Genomic DNA, 15,473 nt, shown 5'->3' on the forward strand with positions numbered 1-15,473 from the left:
CAACCCGATCTGTCGGCATGAAGATCGAAACAAGGGGCACGACCGTGCCAGTCACCCCGACTGGCCCCCATTCGATAGATCTAAAAACCGTGGCTTATAGGTACTCTCAGGCGCGGAGTGCGGCTGCGGGAGACTGGCGATAGGCAAGCAGCGCCGGTATCGCGGCCAGAACAGCGGCAAAACCCAGCAGGAAAAGCGCAAGGCGCAAATCTTCGCGGGTGAAGCCGACCGGCAGGATCACGCCACTTTTTGCGGTAAACAGCTGCGCGCCGATATGGGCAGCGCCCAGCCCGAGCAGAAAACCAATGCCGACACCAAGCGCCACCAGAAAGAAAAGCTCCAGCCAGACGATGGCGAAGACCGAGCCGCGGGGCGCACCGAATGCCCGCAATGCGCCGATCTGCCTGCGCCGTTGCCCGACATGGATTACCGTTACCAGCATCAACGCTGCCGCCACCAATCCCTGCGAACCGGCAGCGACCGCCCCCAGAACCATCTTGGCATCACCAAGCGTGGCATAAAGACCCGTCAGTACCTCACCCGGGAAAACGCCAAGCGTGTTGCCGCTGCGATATTCCTGTCTCAGCCGATAAGCATCGGCAATCGTCTTCGGTTTGACGAGAATGGCCGGCAGGCCGGGCATGTTTTCGCCAAAGGTCTCCACGATCGGCGCATCGGGATCGATGCTGCCATGATGATCGGACTCGGCATGTCCCGGAGAGGCACCGGGCACCAAAGCAGCTTTTGGCTCCTGCGGCGTGCCGATCTGAATAATGGCATCGGCGTGGCCGGCCTCACCTTCGACATGCGAGTTACCATCCCCATGATGTGCCCCGCCTTCATGGGCGTGATCATGGCCATCCTCGTGATGCCCCTCATCACGCGCGGCCGCGTGGCCTTCCCCATGGCTCTCACCATGATTCTCCTGCTCGCCCTCGTCATGATCATGGCCATGTTCCTGGCCAAGACCATGGACGTGCCACACAGCCTGAATGGGAACGAGAATGGCGCGATCCCAGGGGGTGCCGGTCGGCTGCAGCTTGCCGACGGCCTTGTAGGCAATCTCGGTATGGGTGCGGCCGCCGGTTTCGGCGGTGCCATGCATCGGCTTGATCTCGGCGCCAACGGAGAGGTTGACGGCAGCGCCCAGAAGCGCTTCGCCTTCCAAAGCAAACATCCTGCCCTCGGCAAAACCGGGCGTGGTGTTGCTGACGAGGCTCGTCGTCGTGCCGACAATGGGATAGCCGGCAAAAGAATCGCCAAATCCGACAGGAGCGGCCCATGCAACACGCGGATCCGCGGCAAGCCGGGTGAGGACGGTGCCATCCACCAGCGGCAGGGGCGCCGCCTGCAGGAAGATGGATGAAAGGATCAACTGTGTTTCGCTGCCGGCAGCGCCAACGACGAGGTCGAATTTATCGGCAGCACGGGCGCTGCCGAGACGCAAAGACCGTTCCTGCAACGTGACCGCCACACCAAGTGCGGTGGCCAGCGCCACCAGCAGAACCACGACGGCCCCGCCCAGCCACAGGCGACGCAGGTCGGCAAGGATGAAACCGATCATGCTGCGATCTCCTTCCGCTCAGTATCGGCAACGAGACGGCCGCCACTGAGGGTCAGGCGCCGGTCAAGGCGACTGATCAAATGCTGATCGTGGCTCGCGACAATCAGTGTGCTGCCGGTGCTGGCTGCAACGGCAAGCAGCAAATCGCCCACCGCCTCGCCACTTTCGAGATCGAGGCTGGCCGTCGGTTCGTCGGCAATGATGACACCGGGGCTGCGCAGCAGCGCCCGGGCGATGGCAACACGCTGCATTTCACCCCGCGACATGGTCTCGACATGCTGTCCGGGGCGCTTGAGGCCAACGGTCGCAAACAGGGATTCTGCACGTTTTATAAGCTCTGCATTCGCCACGCGCGACAGGCGGGCCGGCAACAGGATGTTATCCAGTGCAGAGAGACCGGGGAAAAGATGAAACTCCTGCATGACGAGGCCGATATTGGCAGCTCGCCAACGATCGCGACGGCCTTCGGCAAGATCAGCGATGTTCTCGTTCCCCCACACGACGCGGCCGGTCTTAACGCGCTCAAGGCCGGCGATGAGGTTGATGAGGGTGCTCTTGCCCGAACCGGAACTACCCGTGAGCGCCACGTGGCTTCCGGCAGCGATTTCCAGATGGTCGATAACAAGAACCGGAGCCGCCAGTCCGGGAAAGGAGACGGCAAGATTTTCTATCTTCAGAGGCAGCATGGTCTCAAACCGTCGCGTATTCTGCCTGGCGAATGCGCAGGAGACTGACGAAACCGGTATCCGGATCGGTCCAGGAACCCGTTTCCAGTGTGCCGCGCACTTCGATCGTCTGGCTGGGCTGGGTAAAGGTCTGTTTTTCGCCGAGATAGACGACGACAATATTGTCCGGCCAGTCTGAATCGGTGGAGCAAAACGGGCAGATCGACATGGGTATTTCGGTGAGCACGAAAAACTGTGCTTCAGCCTTCAGCGGCGGCGCCATGAAGCCGCGCATGGCGACCTCCTTGCCGTTCAGCTGTTTGACCTTCTCGGAAAACTCCAGCCCGAGAACGCTAACTTTGCCATAGAGCTCATCGAAGGTGATGTCGCTTTTCGCCTGCGCACGCGTGCCAGCGGCCAGCAGAGGCAGCCCAGCAATGAGACCAAGGGTCTGGCGGCGATTGAACCGCGCCGGATCAGGCTTGCTCATGACCATTTTCCTTCCTGAAAGGTCTTTCATCGTCAGCCGTCTTGGCCGGCAATGCAGGACCGTAAATGACGGCAAGGGCACGCCATGGTGGCGCGCCCTTACCCCGTTCAGATATTAGTTGGTCTGCTTGGCACCGAGAGCGAAAGCTTCGGCGAGACCCTTGTAGACATCGCTCTGTTCCATGTAACCGCGGAAGCCTTCGGCACCCGGTCCTTCGGCCTGCAGCACGACGTCATCAACCGCGTGTACGCCGCTGTCGGAGCTCTTCGGAATGATGCCGGTGACCAGCACGGCACCGGGAACATCCTTGTATTGCTCGTTGGCGATATATTCCTTCTTTTCGTTCTGGATGGCCGGCGCAAACGGGCCATCGAGCTTCGGACGGAAGGTTTCGTAATGATCCGGACCGTTATTGGCGTTCAGGAACAGACGACGCGAAACGTCGACCTTGTCCGGATAGCCGTCGCCGTCCTTGTCTTCGTAGTTCGGGAAACCGGCTTCGGCATAGGTGCCGACCTTTTCACGCATGTCCGTACCGGGCTTGTCATCATCAACGGTGCCGATGATGGAAACGCCGTGGGTATGGTCACCGGTGACGATGATCAGGGTATCAGGGTTCTTGGCCGCAAATTCGCGGGCGACACCGATGGCCTTGTCGAATTCGATCGTATCGACGACAGCGCGATCCCAGTCGAGCGGATGGGACATCTTGTCGACGTTGGCCGCTTCGACCATCAGGAAGAAGCCTTCCGGGTTCTTCGACAGACTGTCGAGCGCAACCTTGGTCATTTCAACCAGACCCGGCTGGTCCGGGAACTTGCCCGTGGTGCCCTTTTTCAGGAACTCGCGGTCAAGCGTGGTATCCATGTTGCCGGTGTGGAACAGGCCAAGGATCTTGCCGGTGTTGGTGCCGGCAGCCGTTGCAAGTTCAGCCTTGCTGGTCGCCAGCGTGTAACCGGCTTCCTTGAACAGGGCGATATAGTCCTTGTCGTCCTTGCGCTTGGAACCGGCAGTCGCCTGCGGCAGGAAGTAGGCGGAACCGCCGCCGAGAAGCACATCCGGCTTCACGTCGAACAGCATGCCGTTAATGTCGGCCTTGTCGCCACGCTTGCGGGTATGGGCAACAACGGCAGCCGGCGTCGCATCCTGCAGTTCGGCGGTGGAGATGATGCCGATCGACTTCTTGGTCTGGCGGCGCAGGGCTTCAGCCAGCGTTTCGACCTTCGGATCGTCAAGCGAAGCCGGAGTACGGTCAGCATAAACGCCGATAGCGTTCACGGCAGTCTTGTGGCCGGTCATGTAGGCCGACATGGTATTGGCGCTGTCGGTGGCGACGGCGTCGGTGGCGGAGGTGCCGATGAAGGCAACCGGCGGCACGTCATCCATGTTGAGACGACCATTGGCCTTGCCCTCGGTCATGCCCTTGGACATGATACGGGCGGCAGTGCGATGGGCAACCGACAGACCGTCGGCGATCAGGAAGATCACATTCTTGGCCTTCGCCTGGGCAGGCGTGCCATAAACCGTCCAGGTGACGTTCTTGGTCTCGGAACCGGCCGAAACTTCAACCTTGTAGTCACCGGCATTGGCGAGCGTGATGCCGCGCAGGATGACGGCCGAACCAAGAACCTTGTCCTTGTTCTTCTCTTCGGCAACGAACTCAACGTCCTTGCCGAGAACAGCCTTGTAATCCTGACCATTGACGGTGATCTTGACGTCTTCCGGCTTTACGACGGCGTCGAATTCCGCTTTGAAATCAAATGGTGAACCGGTCAGGATCGTAGCACGATCAAGCGGATAGACCTCGGCGGCCTGAGCGGCGCCGGCAAGAAAGGTCGTAGCGACCAAAGCAGCAACAATTTTGCGCATATTCCCCTCACGAGACATGTGAAAACCACAACCTCTCCTAGACCCGCCATATGACAGTTGGATGACTTGCTGATTGCCATGTCGTGAAAGCTGGCGCTGACGGGGAAGCTGTTAGGCGGTGCTCAACACGCCGCCGCTGTCCCTTCAGTCGAGAGGTGCCCGCCTGAACGGACGCGCATCAGCCTTTGTGAATGCGCAACCCTTGAAGCAAGGTTCGGAAGCTCTCAACCGCCCGTTTGGAAGTCGTCTCAGGATCGTCGGAATTGGCGATCCACTGGGCGGCGCTGCTGCTTGCCGCGTTGATGAAACGGGCACACGCCTCCGGATCAATATCGGTGATCGTCCCTTCCTGCTTCAGCACATCAAGGCTTCGCGCAACGGCGGAGATACAGCCATTGGCATTTGGCCAGCGGGAGGGATCGCCGAGCACGGCCGGTCCATCGCGAAACATGATCCGCTGGATTTCCGGCTCAAGCGCCATGCGGACATAACCGACATTCTCATCGATGAAACCGTCCCACCGGGTCGCGGCTTTCGACGAGATCTCACAGAGCCTTTTCGTCATCTCCGCGTCAATCTCAGCGACAACCGCCAGCAGCAAGCCCTTTTTATCACCGAAATGGTGATAGAGAGCGCCACGGGTCAGCCCCGCCTCGGCGGTGAAGTCGTCCATCGACGCTTCGGCATAACCGATGCTGCCAAATGCCTTGCGACCGGCGGACAGCAGCTTTGCCCGTGTCTCGGCAATCATTTCACTGCGGGGTTTGCGCATTTTTTCTCCGTAGTCCACATACATCACGTATATTAGTTGACATACGCGACGTATGCAATTATCTCATTCACATACGCCACGTATGTGTGTGGTAGATACTCCCTGAACAAGGTGCATCCCGATGTCTAATCCATACAGAGAAATTTTTAGGGCTCCGGGCGCGAAGGGCTTTTCCGCCGCCGGCTTCTTTGCCCGCCTGCCAATTGCGATGGCGCCGATCGGCATCGTCGCCATGCTTTCGCAGACCCATGGCGAATATTGGCTTGCCGGCGCCGTCTCGGCAACCTTCGCACTCACCAATGCGGCTGCGGCACCGCAGATCTCCCGCCTGGTGGATCGCCAGGGCCAGAGCAGGGTCCTCATCCCGGCCACCATCATATCGGTCATCGCCTTTGTGGTTCTGATCCTCGCCACGAACCAGAGGTGGCCGGTCTGGACCCTGTTCCTTTCAGCCTTCCTTGCCGCCGCCATGCCCAGCATCCCCGCCATGATGCGGGCCCGCTGGACGGAAATCTTCCGCGACCGGCCAGAGCTGAACACGGCCTTTGCCTTTGAATCCGCCGCCGATGAGCTGGTTTATATTTCCGGCGCATCGCTTTCCGTCGGGCTTGCGGTCTCACTGTTTCCGGAAGCGGGCATGATGATCAGCACGGCCTCACTGGCACTCGGCACCTTTGCCTTCCTGCTGCAGCGATCGACAGAACCCAAGGTGCGCCCGGTGGAAGGCGGCAAGCGGCAGCAATCGGCCATACGGCTGCGGCCGGTCCAGATCATCACACTCGCCCTGATCTTCGTGGGCTCGACCTTCGCCACGGCCGAGGTGAGCGCTGTGGCCATCACCAAACAGCTCGGCCAGCCGGAAGCCGCCAGCCTTGTCATCGGTGTCTATGCCATCGGCTCCTTCGTTGTTGGCCTGCTGCTTGGCGCGATAAATCCAAAAATGCCGTTGCAACGGCAATTGCTGATCGCCGTCAGCGTCCTTGCGCTTACCGCGCTGCCGCTTCTCTTTGCCACCACGACCGTTGCCCTGCTCGCCTTTGCGGTTTTCCTCAGCGGCGTTGCAATCTCGCCCATCTTCATCACCGCATTCGGCCTTATCGAACGCCGTGTGCCAGAATCGATGCTGACGGAAGGCGTGACCTGGGTGATGACCGGCATCGGTATCGGCATGGCGCTCGGCGCCTTCATCTCCGGCTGGGTCATCGATAATTTCGGCGCCACCAACGGCTTCTGGATGTCCGTTGTTGCCAGCCTTTCGACAGTCGCCATCATTGGCCTCGGTCAGCGCAGCCTTTCCGGAGAGCAGAGACCCTCCGACCCGGCACGTGCGGTACAGCCCGCGGAATAATACCGTCCAACACCCGGTGAACATGGTAATGACGGCAAAACAGCTGGCATTGTCATGCCCACAAGGCGCTTTTGGCCGTCGCTGAAACTCCCTTCAAAATCAAAACCCTTGCGCCGGAGCGATCAAAAGATCGCTCCGGTTTTTCGGCGTGGCGCTTCCCAACCGATCATTCGCGCTTGACTCTCAAAAACACAATAGATATGTCACTACATAATCTGATATCTCAGTTTGGTAATTGATATGTCTAACGCTCTTGAGTTTCCATCGCTGCCATTGTCCGAACTCGTCACCCCGCGAGACTTGCCGGCTGATGGAAACATGACGAACCGGATCCATGCCCTGCTTCGCAAACTGATTGTCGAAGTGAAGCTGCTTCCCGGGCGCGCATTGTCGGAAAAGGAAATCGCAGCGCTTCTGCATGTCAGCAAGACGCCGGTGCGCGAGGCGATCATTCGCCTTTCCGAAGAAGGTTTCGTGACCGTCGTGCCGCAAGGCGGTACCTATATCTCGCCCATCGACGTACAGCGTTACATGGAAGCATGCTTCATCCGGTTCAAGCTGGAAGAAGGCGCCGTCATCGAGGCAACCAAGCGGCACTCGCTGGAAGACATCGCCCGTCTGAAAACCTGCATTTCCCAGCAGCGCACCGCTGCCGAGGACGAGGAATTCACGGATTTCTTCCTGCTGGACGAGGAATTTCACCGCACCATCTTCGCCGCAGCCCGCCTTCCCGGCGCCTGGAGCGTCGTCAATCAGGCGAAAGGCGAAATGGACCGGATGCGCCATCTGAAGCGCGTTTTTGCGGTTCGTCGCACTGAAAAGGTGATCGAGGAGCACGAAGCGATCGTCAGCGCCATCGAGTCAGGCGATATCGAGGCCGCACGCGAAGCCGTCCAGCGCCATCTAGGATCACTCGAAACCAAGATCGCAGAACTCTCCAAGAACCCGAAGATCTGGACCTTCATCGAGCAGGTCAACACGCGCGTCACGAGGAAGCGCGCCTCACGGGGGTCAAAGACGCCTGACTGAACATTCAAGGCTTTTGAGGAGGGGCCTTTCATGTCTGCAGTTCAAATCAACGACGTCGTCAAGCGCTATGGCGCCCTCGAAGTCGTCCACGGTATCAATCTTTCCATACAGCCGCAGGAATTCGTTGTCCTCGTTGGTCCTTCGGGATGCGGAAAATCCACCACGCTGCGCATGCTCGCCGGGCTGGAGGACATCTCGGACGGCACCGTTTCGATGGATGGCCGGGTGGTCAACAAGGTCGCCCCGAAAGACCGCGATGTCGCCATGGTATTCCAGAACTATGCGCTCTATCCCCATCTGAGTGTGGCAGAAAACATCGCGTTCGGCCTGCGCGTCAGGGGTGAGAAGCGGGCCGTCGTCGACAAGGCCGTTGCGGAAGCCGCACAGATATTGGGGCTTACCGAATATCTGGCCCGCAAGCCGGCCGATCTTTCCGGCGGCCAGCGCCAGCGCGTCGCCATGGGCCGCGCCATCGTGCGCCAGCCGAAAATCTTCCTGTTCGACGAACCCCTCTCCAATCTTGATGCCAAGCTGCGCACCCACATGCGCGCCGAGATCAAGCTGCTGCACAAGCGTATGCAGGCCACCAGCATCTATGTCACCCACGATCAGGTGGAGGCGATGACGCTTGCCGACCGCATCGTCATCATGAATGGCGGCCATATCGAACAGGTCGGCTCGCCGATGGAGGTTTTCCTCGAACCGGCAAACACATTTGTCGCAAGCTTCATAGGCTCCCCACCGATGAACCTTCTGGACGGGACGATCGAAAGCCATGACGGCCGCGTCACCGTTGTCCTGAGCGGCGGCTCCGGGCAGCGCTTCAACATTCCCGATGCCTTCGCGAAGAACGCAACGCAAGGACAGGCCGTCAAGCTCGGTGTGCGGCCGGAAATCATGTCGGTGGAGGCTGGCGAGGGCCGCGATGTTCTAAATTGCAGCATCGACCTCGTGGAACCTCTGGGCGCCGAAGCACTGCTGCATGGGAAGGCCGATGGCCAGCCATTCATCGCCAAAGCCGAAACGCTTTATGGTGACCATGCCCTCAACGGCGTCAACCGGCTTTCCATCGATACCGCACGCGTCCATGTCTTTGATGCGGCGACCGGGAGATCGCTCAAAACCCGGGATGGAGCGCGGCCATGAAACAGGATTTTCAGGGGCGCCTTCACGACCTTCAGGAAGACATGCGCCGCGACTGGCAGCTCTATCTCCTGCTCGCGCCGATGCTCATCTGGTTTGCGGTTTTCCTTTACAAACCCATGTATGGGTTGGTCATCGCATTTCAGGATTTCTCGATCTTTCGCGGCATCGAAAAGAGCCCCTGGGTCGGATTTGCGAATTTCGTGGAGCTTTTCCAGAATGACATGTTCATTCGTTCCTTCTGGAACACCATCACCATCAGCGGCCTTGGCCTGATCTTCGCCTTTCCGGTGCCGATCATTCTGGCCCTGATGTTCAACGAAATTCAAAGCGGCATTGCCCGCAGCTGGGCGCAGACGGTCGTTTACCTGCCGCACTTCATTTCGGTGGTGATCGTCGCCGGCATCGTCATCAATTTCCTCTCGCCATCAATCGGCATCGTCAATCTCATGCTGAAAGGCCTTGGCTTTGAGCCGATCTATTTCCTGACCCAGCCGGAATGGTTCCGCCCCGTCTACATCGGCTCATCCGTCTGGAAAGAGGCAGGCTTCGAATCCATCGTCTATCTCGCCGCCATCGCCGGCGTGAGCCCGACGCTTTACGAATCCGCCCGGGTGGATGGCGCGTCGCGCTGGCAGATGATGTGGCGCATCACCCTGCCCTGCATCCTGCCGACAATCGTGATCATGCTGATCATCCGCATCGGCAATCTGGTCGAAGTCGGGTTCGAATATATCATCCTGCTTTACCGCCCATCCACCTACGAGACGGCGGACGTCGTTTCCACCTTCATTTACCGCACCGGCCTGCAGGGCACCCAATACGATCTGGCGACGGCCGCCGGCCTCTTCAACGCCGTCATCGCCTTCGTCCTCGTCTATTCGGCAAATCGCATCAGCCGAAAAGTCTCGTCGACATCGCTGTGGTGAGGAGCTGAAACATGGCAAACTTCAATCTCTATTCCCGCGGCGACAAGATTTTTGGCTGGGCAAACGCCATTCTTCTCGGCCTGTTCGTCCTGTCGACGCTCTATCCCTTCATTTACGTGCTGTCGGTCTCGCTCTCCTCGGGCGCTGCCGTCACCGCCGGCCGCGTCACGCTATGGCCCGTCGATGTCACACTTGCCGCCTATGACCGGGTGTTGTCCGACAGGATGTTCTGGGTCGCCTATGGCAACACCTTCATCTACACCTTCGGCGGCACGCTCATGAGCCTGCTGATCATGATCCCCGGAGCCTATGCCCTTTCGCGCAAACGCCTGCGTGGCCGCACCTTCTTTAACATCGCCATCGCATTTACTCTCTGGTTCAACGCCGGCATGATCCCCTTCTTTCTGAACATGCGCGATCTCGGGCTTCTCGACAGCCGCTTCGGCATCATTCTTGGCTTCGCGGCCAATGCGTTCAACGTCATTCTGCTGCGCAATTTTTTCGAAGCCGTGCCGAAATCCTTCGAAGAGGCCGCCAAGATGGATGGCGCCAGCGAATTGCAGCTGCTGTGGAAGGTATTCATTCCACTGTCGAAACCCGCAATCGTCACCGTCGCGCTGTTCTGCATCGTATCGCGCTGGAACGGTTATTTCTGGGCCATGGTGCTGCTGCGCGGCGAGGAAAAAATCCCGCTTCAGGTCTATCTGAAGCGCGTCATCGTCGACCTCAACTCCAATGACGAATTCGCCTCAAGCCTGCTCACCGCCCACTATTCGTTCGAGACGGTGACATCGGCGATCATGATCGCATCGATCATTCCAGTCCTCATCATCTACCCCTACGCGCAGAAGTATTTCACCAAAGGAATTCTGCTGGGTGGGGTCAAAGAGTAGCAGCACAAGGGAGGAGAACCTGTGAGAGCACTACGAAAAGGCGCGCCCCTACTGGCGTTGATGACAGCCGCAACCCTGTCCCTGCCGGCATTGGCACAGGATACGGGCAAGATCACCGAAGACCCGCTGGAACTGACGATCCATTTCCACTTCCGCGACAAATACGTCTATTCGGAAAAATGGCCGGTGGAGCAGAAGGCCGCGGAAATCACCAATATTCATGTCCGCAACGTGGCGTCACTGGCGACCACCAGCAGCCGCGACGCCTTCAACCTTCTGATCGCCTCGGGCAATCTTCCCGATATCGTCGGCGGCGACGCCACCGGCGGCTTGAAGGAAGACTTCATCCGCTACGGGCTGGAGGGCGCATTCATTCCGCTCGACGAGCTGATCGAGGAAAACGCCCCCAACCTCAAGGCGTTCTTCGATAGCCACAAGGAAATCCGCAACGCCATCTCCGGACCGGATGGCAAGCTTTACTTCATTCCCTATGTGCCTGATGGCAAGTTCTCGCGTGGCTGGTTCATCCGCCAGGACTGGCTCGACAAGCTTGGCCTGAAGCAGCCGGAGACACCGGAGGAGGTCTACGAGGTTTTGAAAGCCTTCCGCGACAAGGACCCCAACGGCAACGGCCTCAAGGATGAGGTGCCTTATTTTGCCCGTGAGGAAATCGATGCCGTCCGCCTCATCAATCTGTGGGACGCCCGCGTTTCCGGATCGGAGCGTTATGGCGACTTTGCCGTCTACGACGGAAAACTGCGTCACCCCTGGGCGGAAGAAAACTACAAGACCGGCATTTCCAATGTCGCCAAGTGGTACAAGGAAGGGCTGATCGACAAGGAGATATTCACCCGCGGCGCCCGCTCGCGCGAATATCTCTTGGGCAACAATCTCGGCGGCATGACACATGACTGGTTCGCCAGCACCTCGACCTATAATGACGCCCTGTCGCCGAAGATCGAGGGTTTCGCGCTGAAGCCCATGCTGCCGCCCAAGACGGTTTCGGGTGAGCGTTTCGAAGATTCCCGCCGCCTGCGTGTCCAGCCCGTTGGCTGGGCTATTTCGGCGACCAACGAACACCCCGTCGAAACCATCAAATATTTCGACTTCTGGTTCTCGCAGCAGGGCCGCATCCTGTCGAACTTCGGCGTCGAGGGCCTCACTTACGAAATGGTCGACGGCAAACCGCAGTTCAAGAAGGAAATCCTCGACAACAAGGATCCGGTCAATGCCCAGCTATGGGCAGTCGGTGCGGCGATCCCGCGCGGATACTGGATGGATTACGAATATGAGCGCCAGTGGACAAACAAGATCGCGCTTGAAGGCATCGACATGTACGAGAAGTGCAACTGCCTCAAGGACGAGTTCATGGGCGTTTCCCTGAACGCCGAGGAAAAGGCGACCTTCGACCGCTACTGGCCAAGCATCCTCACCTACATGACCGAAATGCAGCAGACCTGGATTCTCGGCGCCCAGGACGTCGATACCGGCTGGGACGCCTACAAAAAGCGCCTCACCGCCCTTGGTTACGACGAGGTCATCAAGATGATGCAATCGGCCTATGACCGCCAGTACAAGGCGGCGCAATAAACCCTCCGACCATGATGGCGGCTTTGTTGCCGCCATCCTTTCCCATCTGTTTTCATAGGAGTTAGAGCGCAATGCGTCCCTCTGCCCCGGCCATCTCCAGACAGACACTTCTCGATGAACCCCGCCCGGGCTCGTTGACCATTGGCTACGAGCCGAGCGAAGAAGCACAGCCGACGGAGAACCCTCCGCGCTTTTCATGGCTACCCGATATCGACGACGGCGCGCGTTACGTGCTGCGCATTTCCACCGATCCCGGCTTTGTGGACAAAAAAACGCTCGTCTTCGAAGATCTCGCCTGGAATTTCTTCACACCGGATGAAGCGCTGCCGGAGGGCCACTATCACTGGTGTTACGCGCTTTGGGATCAGAAATCCGCAACAGCGCATTCCAACTGGAGCACCGTGCGCAGCTTCGAGATCGGTGCCGCACTGCCAAAAACGCCGCTGCCCGGCAGGTCTGCCCGCCACGCCGCCGCGCAAACCAGCCATCCCCGGCTGTGGCTCAACTCCGGGCAATTGAGCGCCTTCACCGATGCCGTTGCGAAGGACCCCAACCATTGCGGTTGGACCGAGTTTTACGAAAAATCGGTTGAACCATGGCTGCAGCGGCCGGTTATGCCGGAACCGCAGCCCTATCCCAACAACATGCGTGTCGCCACGCTCTGGCGGCAGATGTATATAGACTGCCAGGAAGTGATCTATGCTATCCGGCACCTGGCCATCGCCGGCCGCGTGCTCGGGCGTGACGATCTTCTCGATGCATCCCGCAAATGGCTGCTGGCCGTCGCCGGCTGGGACCCGAAAGGTGCGACCTCGCGCGCCTATAATGACGAGGCGGGGTTCCGTGTCGTCGTCGCACTCGCCTGGGGTTATGACTGGCTGTACGGCCACCTGAGCGAAGACGAACGCAGGACCGTTCGATCCGTTCTTCTCGAACGGACACGCGAGGTTGCCGATCATGTCATCGCACATGCCCGCATTCACATCTTTCCCTATGACAGCCATGCGGTGCGTTCGCTCTCGGCTGTGCTGACACCGGCCTGCATCGCGCTTCAGGGCGAAAGCGATGAGGCCGGGGAATGGCTCGACTATACCGTCGAATTCCTCGCCACGCTCTATTCGCCATGGGCCGGAACCGATGGCGGCTGGGCGGAAGGTCCACATTACTGGATGACAGGCATGGCCTATCTCATCGAGGCCGCCAACCTGATCCGCTCCTATATCGGTTACGACCTTTATCAGCGGCCGTTTTTCCAGAATACCGGCCGCTTCCCGCTTTACACCAAGGCGCCCGGCACCCGTCGCGCCAACTTCGGCGACGACTCCACGCTCGGCGATCTTCCCGGCCTGAAACTCGGCTACAACGTCCGGCAATTCGCTGGCGTCACCGGCAATGGCCACTACCAATGGTATTTCGATCACATCAAGGCCGATGCGACCGGCACGGAAATGGCCTTTTACAATTACGGCTGGTGGGACCTGAACTTCGACGATCTCGTCTATCGCCACGATTACCGGCAGGTGGAAGCCGTGTCGCCCGCCGACTTGCCGGCACTCGCCGTTTTCGATGATATCGGTTGGGCGACCATCCAAAAAGACATGGAAGACCCGGACCGGCATCTGCAATTCGTCTTCAAATCCAGCCCCTATGGCTCACTCAGCCATAGCCACGGCGACCAGAACGCCTTTGTGCTTTATGCCCATGGCGAAGATCTGGCGATCCAGTCCGGTTATTATGTGGCGTTCAATTCGCAGATGCACCTGAACTGGCGGCGTCAGACACGGTCGAAAAACGCCGTGCTGATCGGCGGCAAAGGCCAATATGCGGAAAAGGACAAGGCGCTGGCGCGCCGCGCCGCCGGCCGTATCGTCTCGGTGCAGGAAAAGCCCGGCCATGTTCGCATCGTCGGCGATGCGACCGCCGCCTACCAGGTTGCGAACCCGCTGGTTCAAAAGGTGCTGCGCGAAACCCATTTCGTCAATGACAGCTATTTCGTGATCGTCGACGAGGTGGAATGTTCCGAACCCCAGGAACTGCAATGGCTTTGCCATACACTCGCAGCCCCGCAGACCGGCAGGTCAAGCTTCCGCTACAATGGCCAGAAAGCCGGTTTCTACGGACAGTTCGTCTATTCTTCGGCAGGCACACCGCAAATCAGCGCCGTGGAAGGTTTTCCCGATATCGACCCGAAGGAATTCGAAGGGCTCGACATTCACCACCATGTCTGCGCCACGGTTCCGGCCGCCACCCGGCATCGCCTTGTCACCCTTCTCGTGCCTTACAGCCTGAAGGAGCCGAAGCGCATCTTCAGTTTCATCGATGACCAGGGCTTTTCCACCGACATCTACTTCAGCGATGTCGATGACGAGCGTTTCAAGCTCTCACTTCCCAAACAGTTCTAATCATACGAGGTTTTCCAATGCAGCGTTTTACCAACAGGACCGTTGTTGTCGCCGGGGCCGGCCGGGATATCGGCCGGGCATGTGCCCTCCGTTTTGCGCAGGAAGGCGCCAATGTCGTTCTCACCTATAATGGTGCCGCAGAAGGCGCGGCCGCGGCCGTCGCCGAAATCGAAAAACTCGGCCGTTCGGCTCTGGCGATCAGAGCGGACCTCACGAAAGCAACCGAGGTGGAGGCGGCCATATCCGCAGCTGCCGACAAATTCGGTGAGATCCATGGCCTCGTCCATGTTGCCGGCGGCCTGATCGCCCGCAAGACAATTGCAGAGATGGATGAAGCCTTCTGGCATCAGGTCCTCGACGTCAATCTGACATCGTTGTTCCTGACGGCGAAGGCCGCATTGCCCAAAATGGCAAAGGGCGGCGCCATCGTCACCTTCTCGTCGCAGGCCGGTCGTGATGGCGGCGGCCCCGGCGCTCTTGCCTATGCCACCTCCAAGGGTGCCGTGATGACATTCACCCGCGGGCTTGCCAAGGAAGTCGGCCCCGATATCCGCGTCAACGCCGTTTGCCCCGGCATGATCTCAACCACATTCCACGACACCTTTACCAAACCGGAGGTACGCGAACGGGTTGCCGGCGCGACATCGCTCAAGCGCGAAGGGTCGAGCGAAGACGTCGCCGGTCTGGTTGCCTTCCTCGCGTCTGACGATGCCGCCTATGTCACCGGCGCCTGCTACGACATTAATGGCGGCGTCCTGTTTTCCTGATATCCCGGTAAA

At 59.2% G+C, this 15,473-nt stretch carries 13 protein-coding genes; 8 read left to right on the forward strand and 5 right to left on the reverse strand.

Translation table 11 applies throughout. The features are described from left to right. Positions 1-106: 106 nt before the first annotated feature. From EXN68_RS22570 to EXN68_RS22590, 5 genes are all read right to left on the reverse strand, one after another. Positions 107-1,564 (reverse strand): FtsX-like permease family protein, encoded by a 1,458-nt coding sequence (locus tag EXN68_RS22570; protein ID WP_142842957.1) that lies wholly within the window; start codon positions 1,562-1,564, stop codon positions 107-109. Then, positions 1,561-2,250: an ABC transporter ATP-binding protein gene (locus tag EXN68_RS22575; protein ID WP_142842958.1), complete on the reverse strand. Its 690-nt coding sequence runs from the start codon at positions 2,248-2,250 to the stop codon at positions 1,561-1,563. The genes EXN68_RS22570 and EXN68_RS22575 overlap by 4 nt, the downstream gene beginning before the upstream one ends. Positions 2,251-2,254: 4 nt before the next feature. Then, complete coding sequence (locus EXN68_RS22580) at positions 2,255-2,719, reverse strand: hypothetical protein (RefSeq protein WP_052819162.1); 465 nt, start codon at positions 2,717-2,719, stop codon at positions 2,255-2,257. A 114-nt stretch (positions 2,720-2,833) separates the two neighbouring features. Continuing rightward, on the reverse strand, positions 2,834-4,588 hold the full coding sequence (locus tag EXN68_RS22585; RefSeq protein ID WP_142842959.1) for an alkaline phosphatase: 1,755 nt from the start codon (positions 4,586-4,588) through the stop codon (positions 2,834-2,836). Positions 4,589-4,766: 178 nt separating this feature from the next. Continuing rightward, entirely contained in the window at positions 4,767-5,360 is a 594-nt protein-coding gene (locus tag EXN68_RS22590; RefSeq protein ID WP_161991455.1) for a TetR/AcrR family transcriptional regulator, read from the reverse strand. A 121-nt stretch (positions 5,361-5,481) separates the two neighbouring features. Between EXN68_RS22590 and EXN68_RS22595 the strand changes: the two genes are divergently transcribed. The 8 genes from EXN68_RS22595 (at position 5,482) to EXN68_RS22630 (ending at position 15,461) form a co-directional block, all read left to right on the forward strand. Then, positions 5,482-6,708 carry an MFS transporter gene (locus tag EXN68_RS22595; RefSeq protein ID WP_142842960.1) on the forward strand — a complete coding sequence of 409 codons (1,227 nt, stop codon included), beginning with the start codon at positions 5,482-5,484 and terminating at the stop codon, positions 6,706-6,708. 240 nt (positions 6,709-6,948) lie between these two features. Beyond that, positions 6,949-7,737, forward strand: coding sequence for a GntR family transcriptional regulator (locus EXN68_RS22600; protein WP_225341569.1), 789 nt, complete (start codon positions 6,949-6,951; stop codon positions 7,735-7,737). A 30-nt stretch (positions 7,738-7,767) separates the two neighbouring features. Beyond that, positions 7,768-8,883: an ABC transporter ATP-binding protein gene (locus tag EXN68_RS22605; protein ID WP_142842961.1), complete on the forward strand. Its 1,116-nt coding sequence runs from the start codon at positions 7,768-7,770 to the stop codon at positions 8,881-8,883. Continuing rightward, positions 8,880-9,809, forward strand: a complete 930-nt coding sequence (locus tag EXN68_RS22610; RefSeq protein WP_142842962.1) for an ABC transporter permease — start codon at positions 8,880-8,882, stop codon at positions 9,807-9,809. Before EXN68_RS22605 ends, EXN68_RS22610 begins: the two co-directional genes overlap by 4 nt. A gap of 11 nt (positions 9,810-9,820) precedes the next feature. Continuing rightward, positions 9,821-10,702 (forward strand): carbohydrate ABC transporter permease, encoded by an 882-nt coding sequence (locus EXN68_RS22615; protein WP_035223884.1) that lies wholly within the window; start codon positions 9,821-9,823, stop codon positions 10,700-10,702. A 60-nt stretch (positions 10,703-10,762) separates the two neighbouring features. Beyond that, positions 10,763-12,292 (forward strand): extracellular solute-binding protein, encoded by a 1,530-nt coding sequence (locus tag EXN68_RS22620; RefSeq protein WP_142843019.1) that lies wholly within the window; start codon positions 10,763-10,765, stop codon positions 12,290-12,292. Between the two features lie 71 nt (positions 12,293-12,363). Beyond that, positions 12,364-14,694: an alginate lyase gene (locus tag EXN68_RS22625; protein ID WP_142842963.1), complete on the forward strand. Its 2,331-nt coding sequence runs from the start codon at positions 12,364-12,366 to the stop codon at positions 14,692-14,694. Between the two features lie 17 nt (positions 14,695-14,711). Next, a complete protein-coding gene (locus EXN68_RS22630) occupies positions 14,712-15,461 on the forward strand; it encodes an SDR family NAD(P)-dependent oxidoreductase (protein ID WP_142842964.1) in 750 nt (249 codons plus the stop codon). Positions 15,462-15,473: the final 12 nt, after the last annotated feature.

Source organism: Martinezella rhizogenes, from assembly GCF_007002745.1.
GTDB lineage: Bacteria > Pseudomonadota > Alphaproteobacteria > Rhizobiales > Rhizobiaceae > Agrobacterium > Agrobacterium cucumeris.

Bases quoted from the DNA above. Each gene is read 5' to 3' on its own strand.
- EXN68_RS22570 (WP_142842957.1), bottom strand. From the start codon at position 1,564: ATGATCGGTTTCATCCTTGCCGACCTGCGTCGCCTGTGGCTGGGCGGG.
- EXN68_RS22575 (WP_142842958.1), bottom strand. From the start codon at position 2,250: ATGCTGCCTCTGAAGATAGAAAATCTTGCCGTCTCCTTTCCCGGACTG.
- EXN68_RS22580 (WP_052819162.1), bottom strand. From the start codon at position 2,719: ATGAGCAAGCCTGATCCGGCGCGGTTCAATCGCCGCCAGACCCTTGGT.
- EXN68_RS22585 (WP_142842959.1), bottom strand. From the start codon at position 4,588: ATGCGCAAAATTGTTGCTGCTTTGGTCGCTACGACCTTTCTTGCCGGC.
- EXN68_RS22590 (WP_161991455.1), bottom strand. From the start codon at position 5,360: ATGCGCAAACCCCGCAGTGAAATGATTGCCGAGACACGGGCAAAGCTG.
- EXN68_RS22595 (WP_142842960.1), top strand. From the start codon at position 5,482: ATGTCTAATCCATACAGAGAAATTTTTAGGGCTCCGGGCGCGAAGGGC.
- EXN68_RS22600 (WP_225341569.1), top strand. From the start codon at position 6,949: ATGTCTAACGCTCTTGAGTTTCCATCGCTGCCATTGTCCGAACTCGTC.
- EXN68_RS22605 (WP_142842961.1), top strand. From the start codon at position 7,768: ATGTCTGCAGTTCAAATCAACGACGTCGTCAAGCGCTATGGCGCCCTC.
- EXN68_RS22610 (WP_142842962.1), top strand. From the start codon at position 8,880: ATGAAACAGGATTTTCAGGGGCGCCTTCACGACCTTCAGGAAGACATG.
- EXN68_RS22615 (WP_035223884.1), top strand. From the start codon at position 9,821: ATGGCAAACTTCAATCTCTATTCCCGCGGCGACAAGATTTTTGGCTGG.
- EXN68_RS22620 (WP_142843019.1), top strand. From the start codon at position 10,763: ATGACAGCCGCAACCCTGTCCCTGCCGGCATTGGCACAGGATACGGGC.
- EXN68_RS22625 (WP_142842963.1), top strand. From the start codon at position 12,364: ATGCGTCCCTCTGCCCCGGCCATCTCCAGACAGACACTTCTCGATGAA.
- EXN68_RS22630 (WP_142842964.1), top strand. From the start codon at position 14,712: ATGCAGCGTTTTACCAACAGGACCGTTGTTGTCGCCGGGGCCGGCCGG.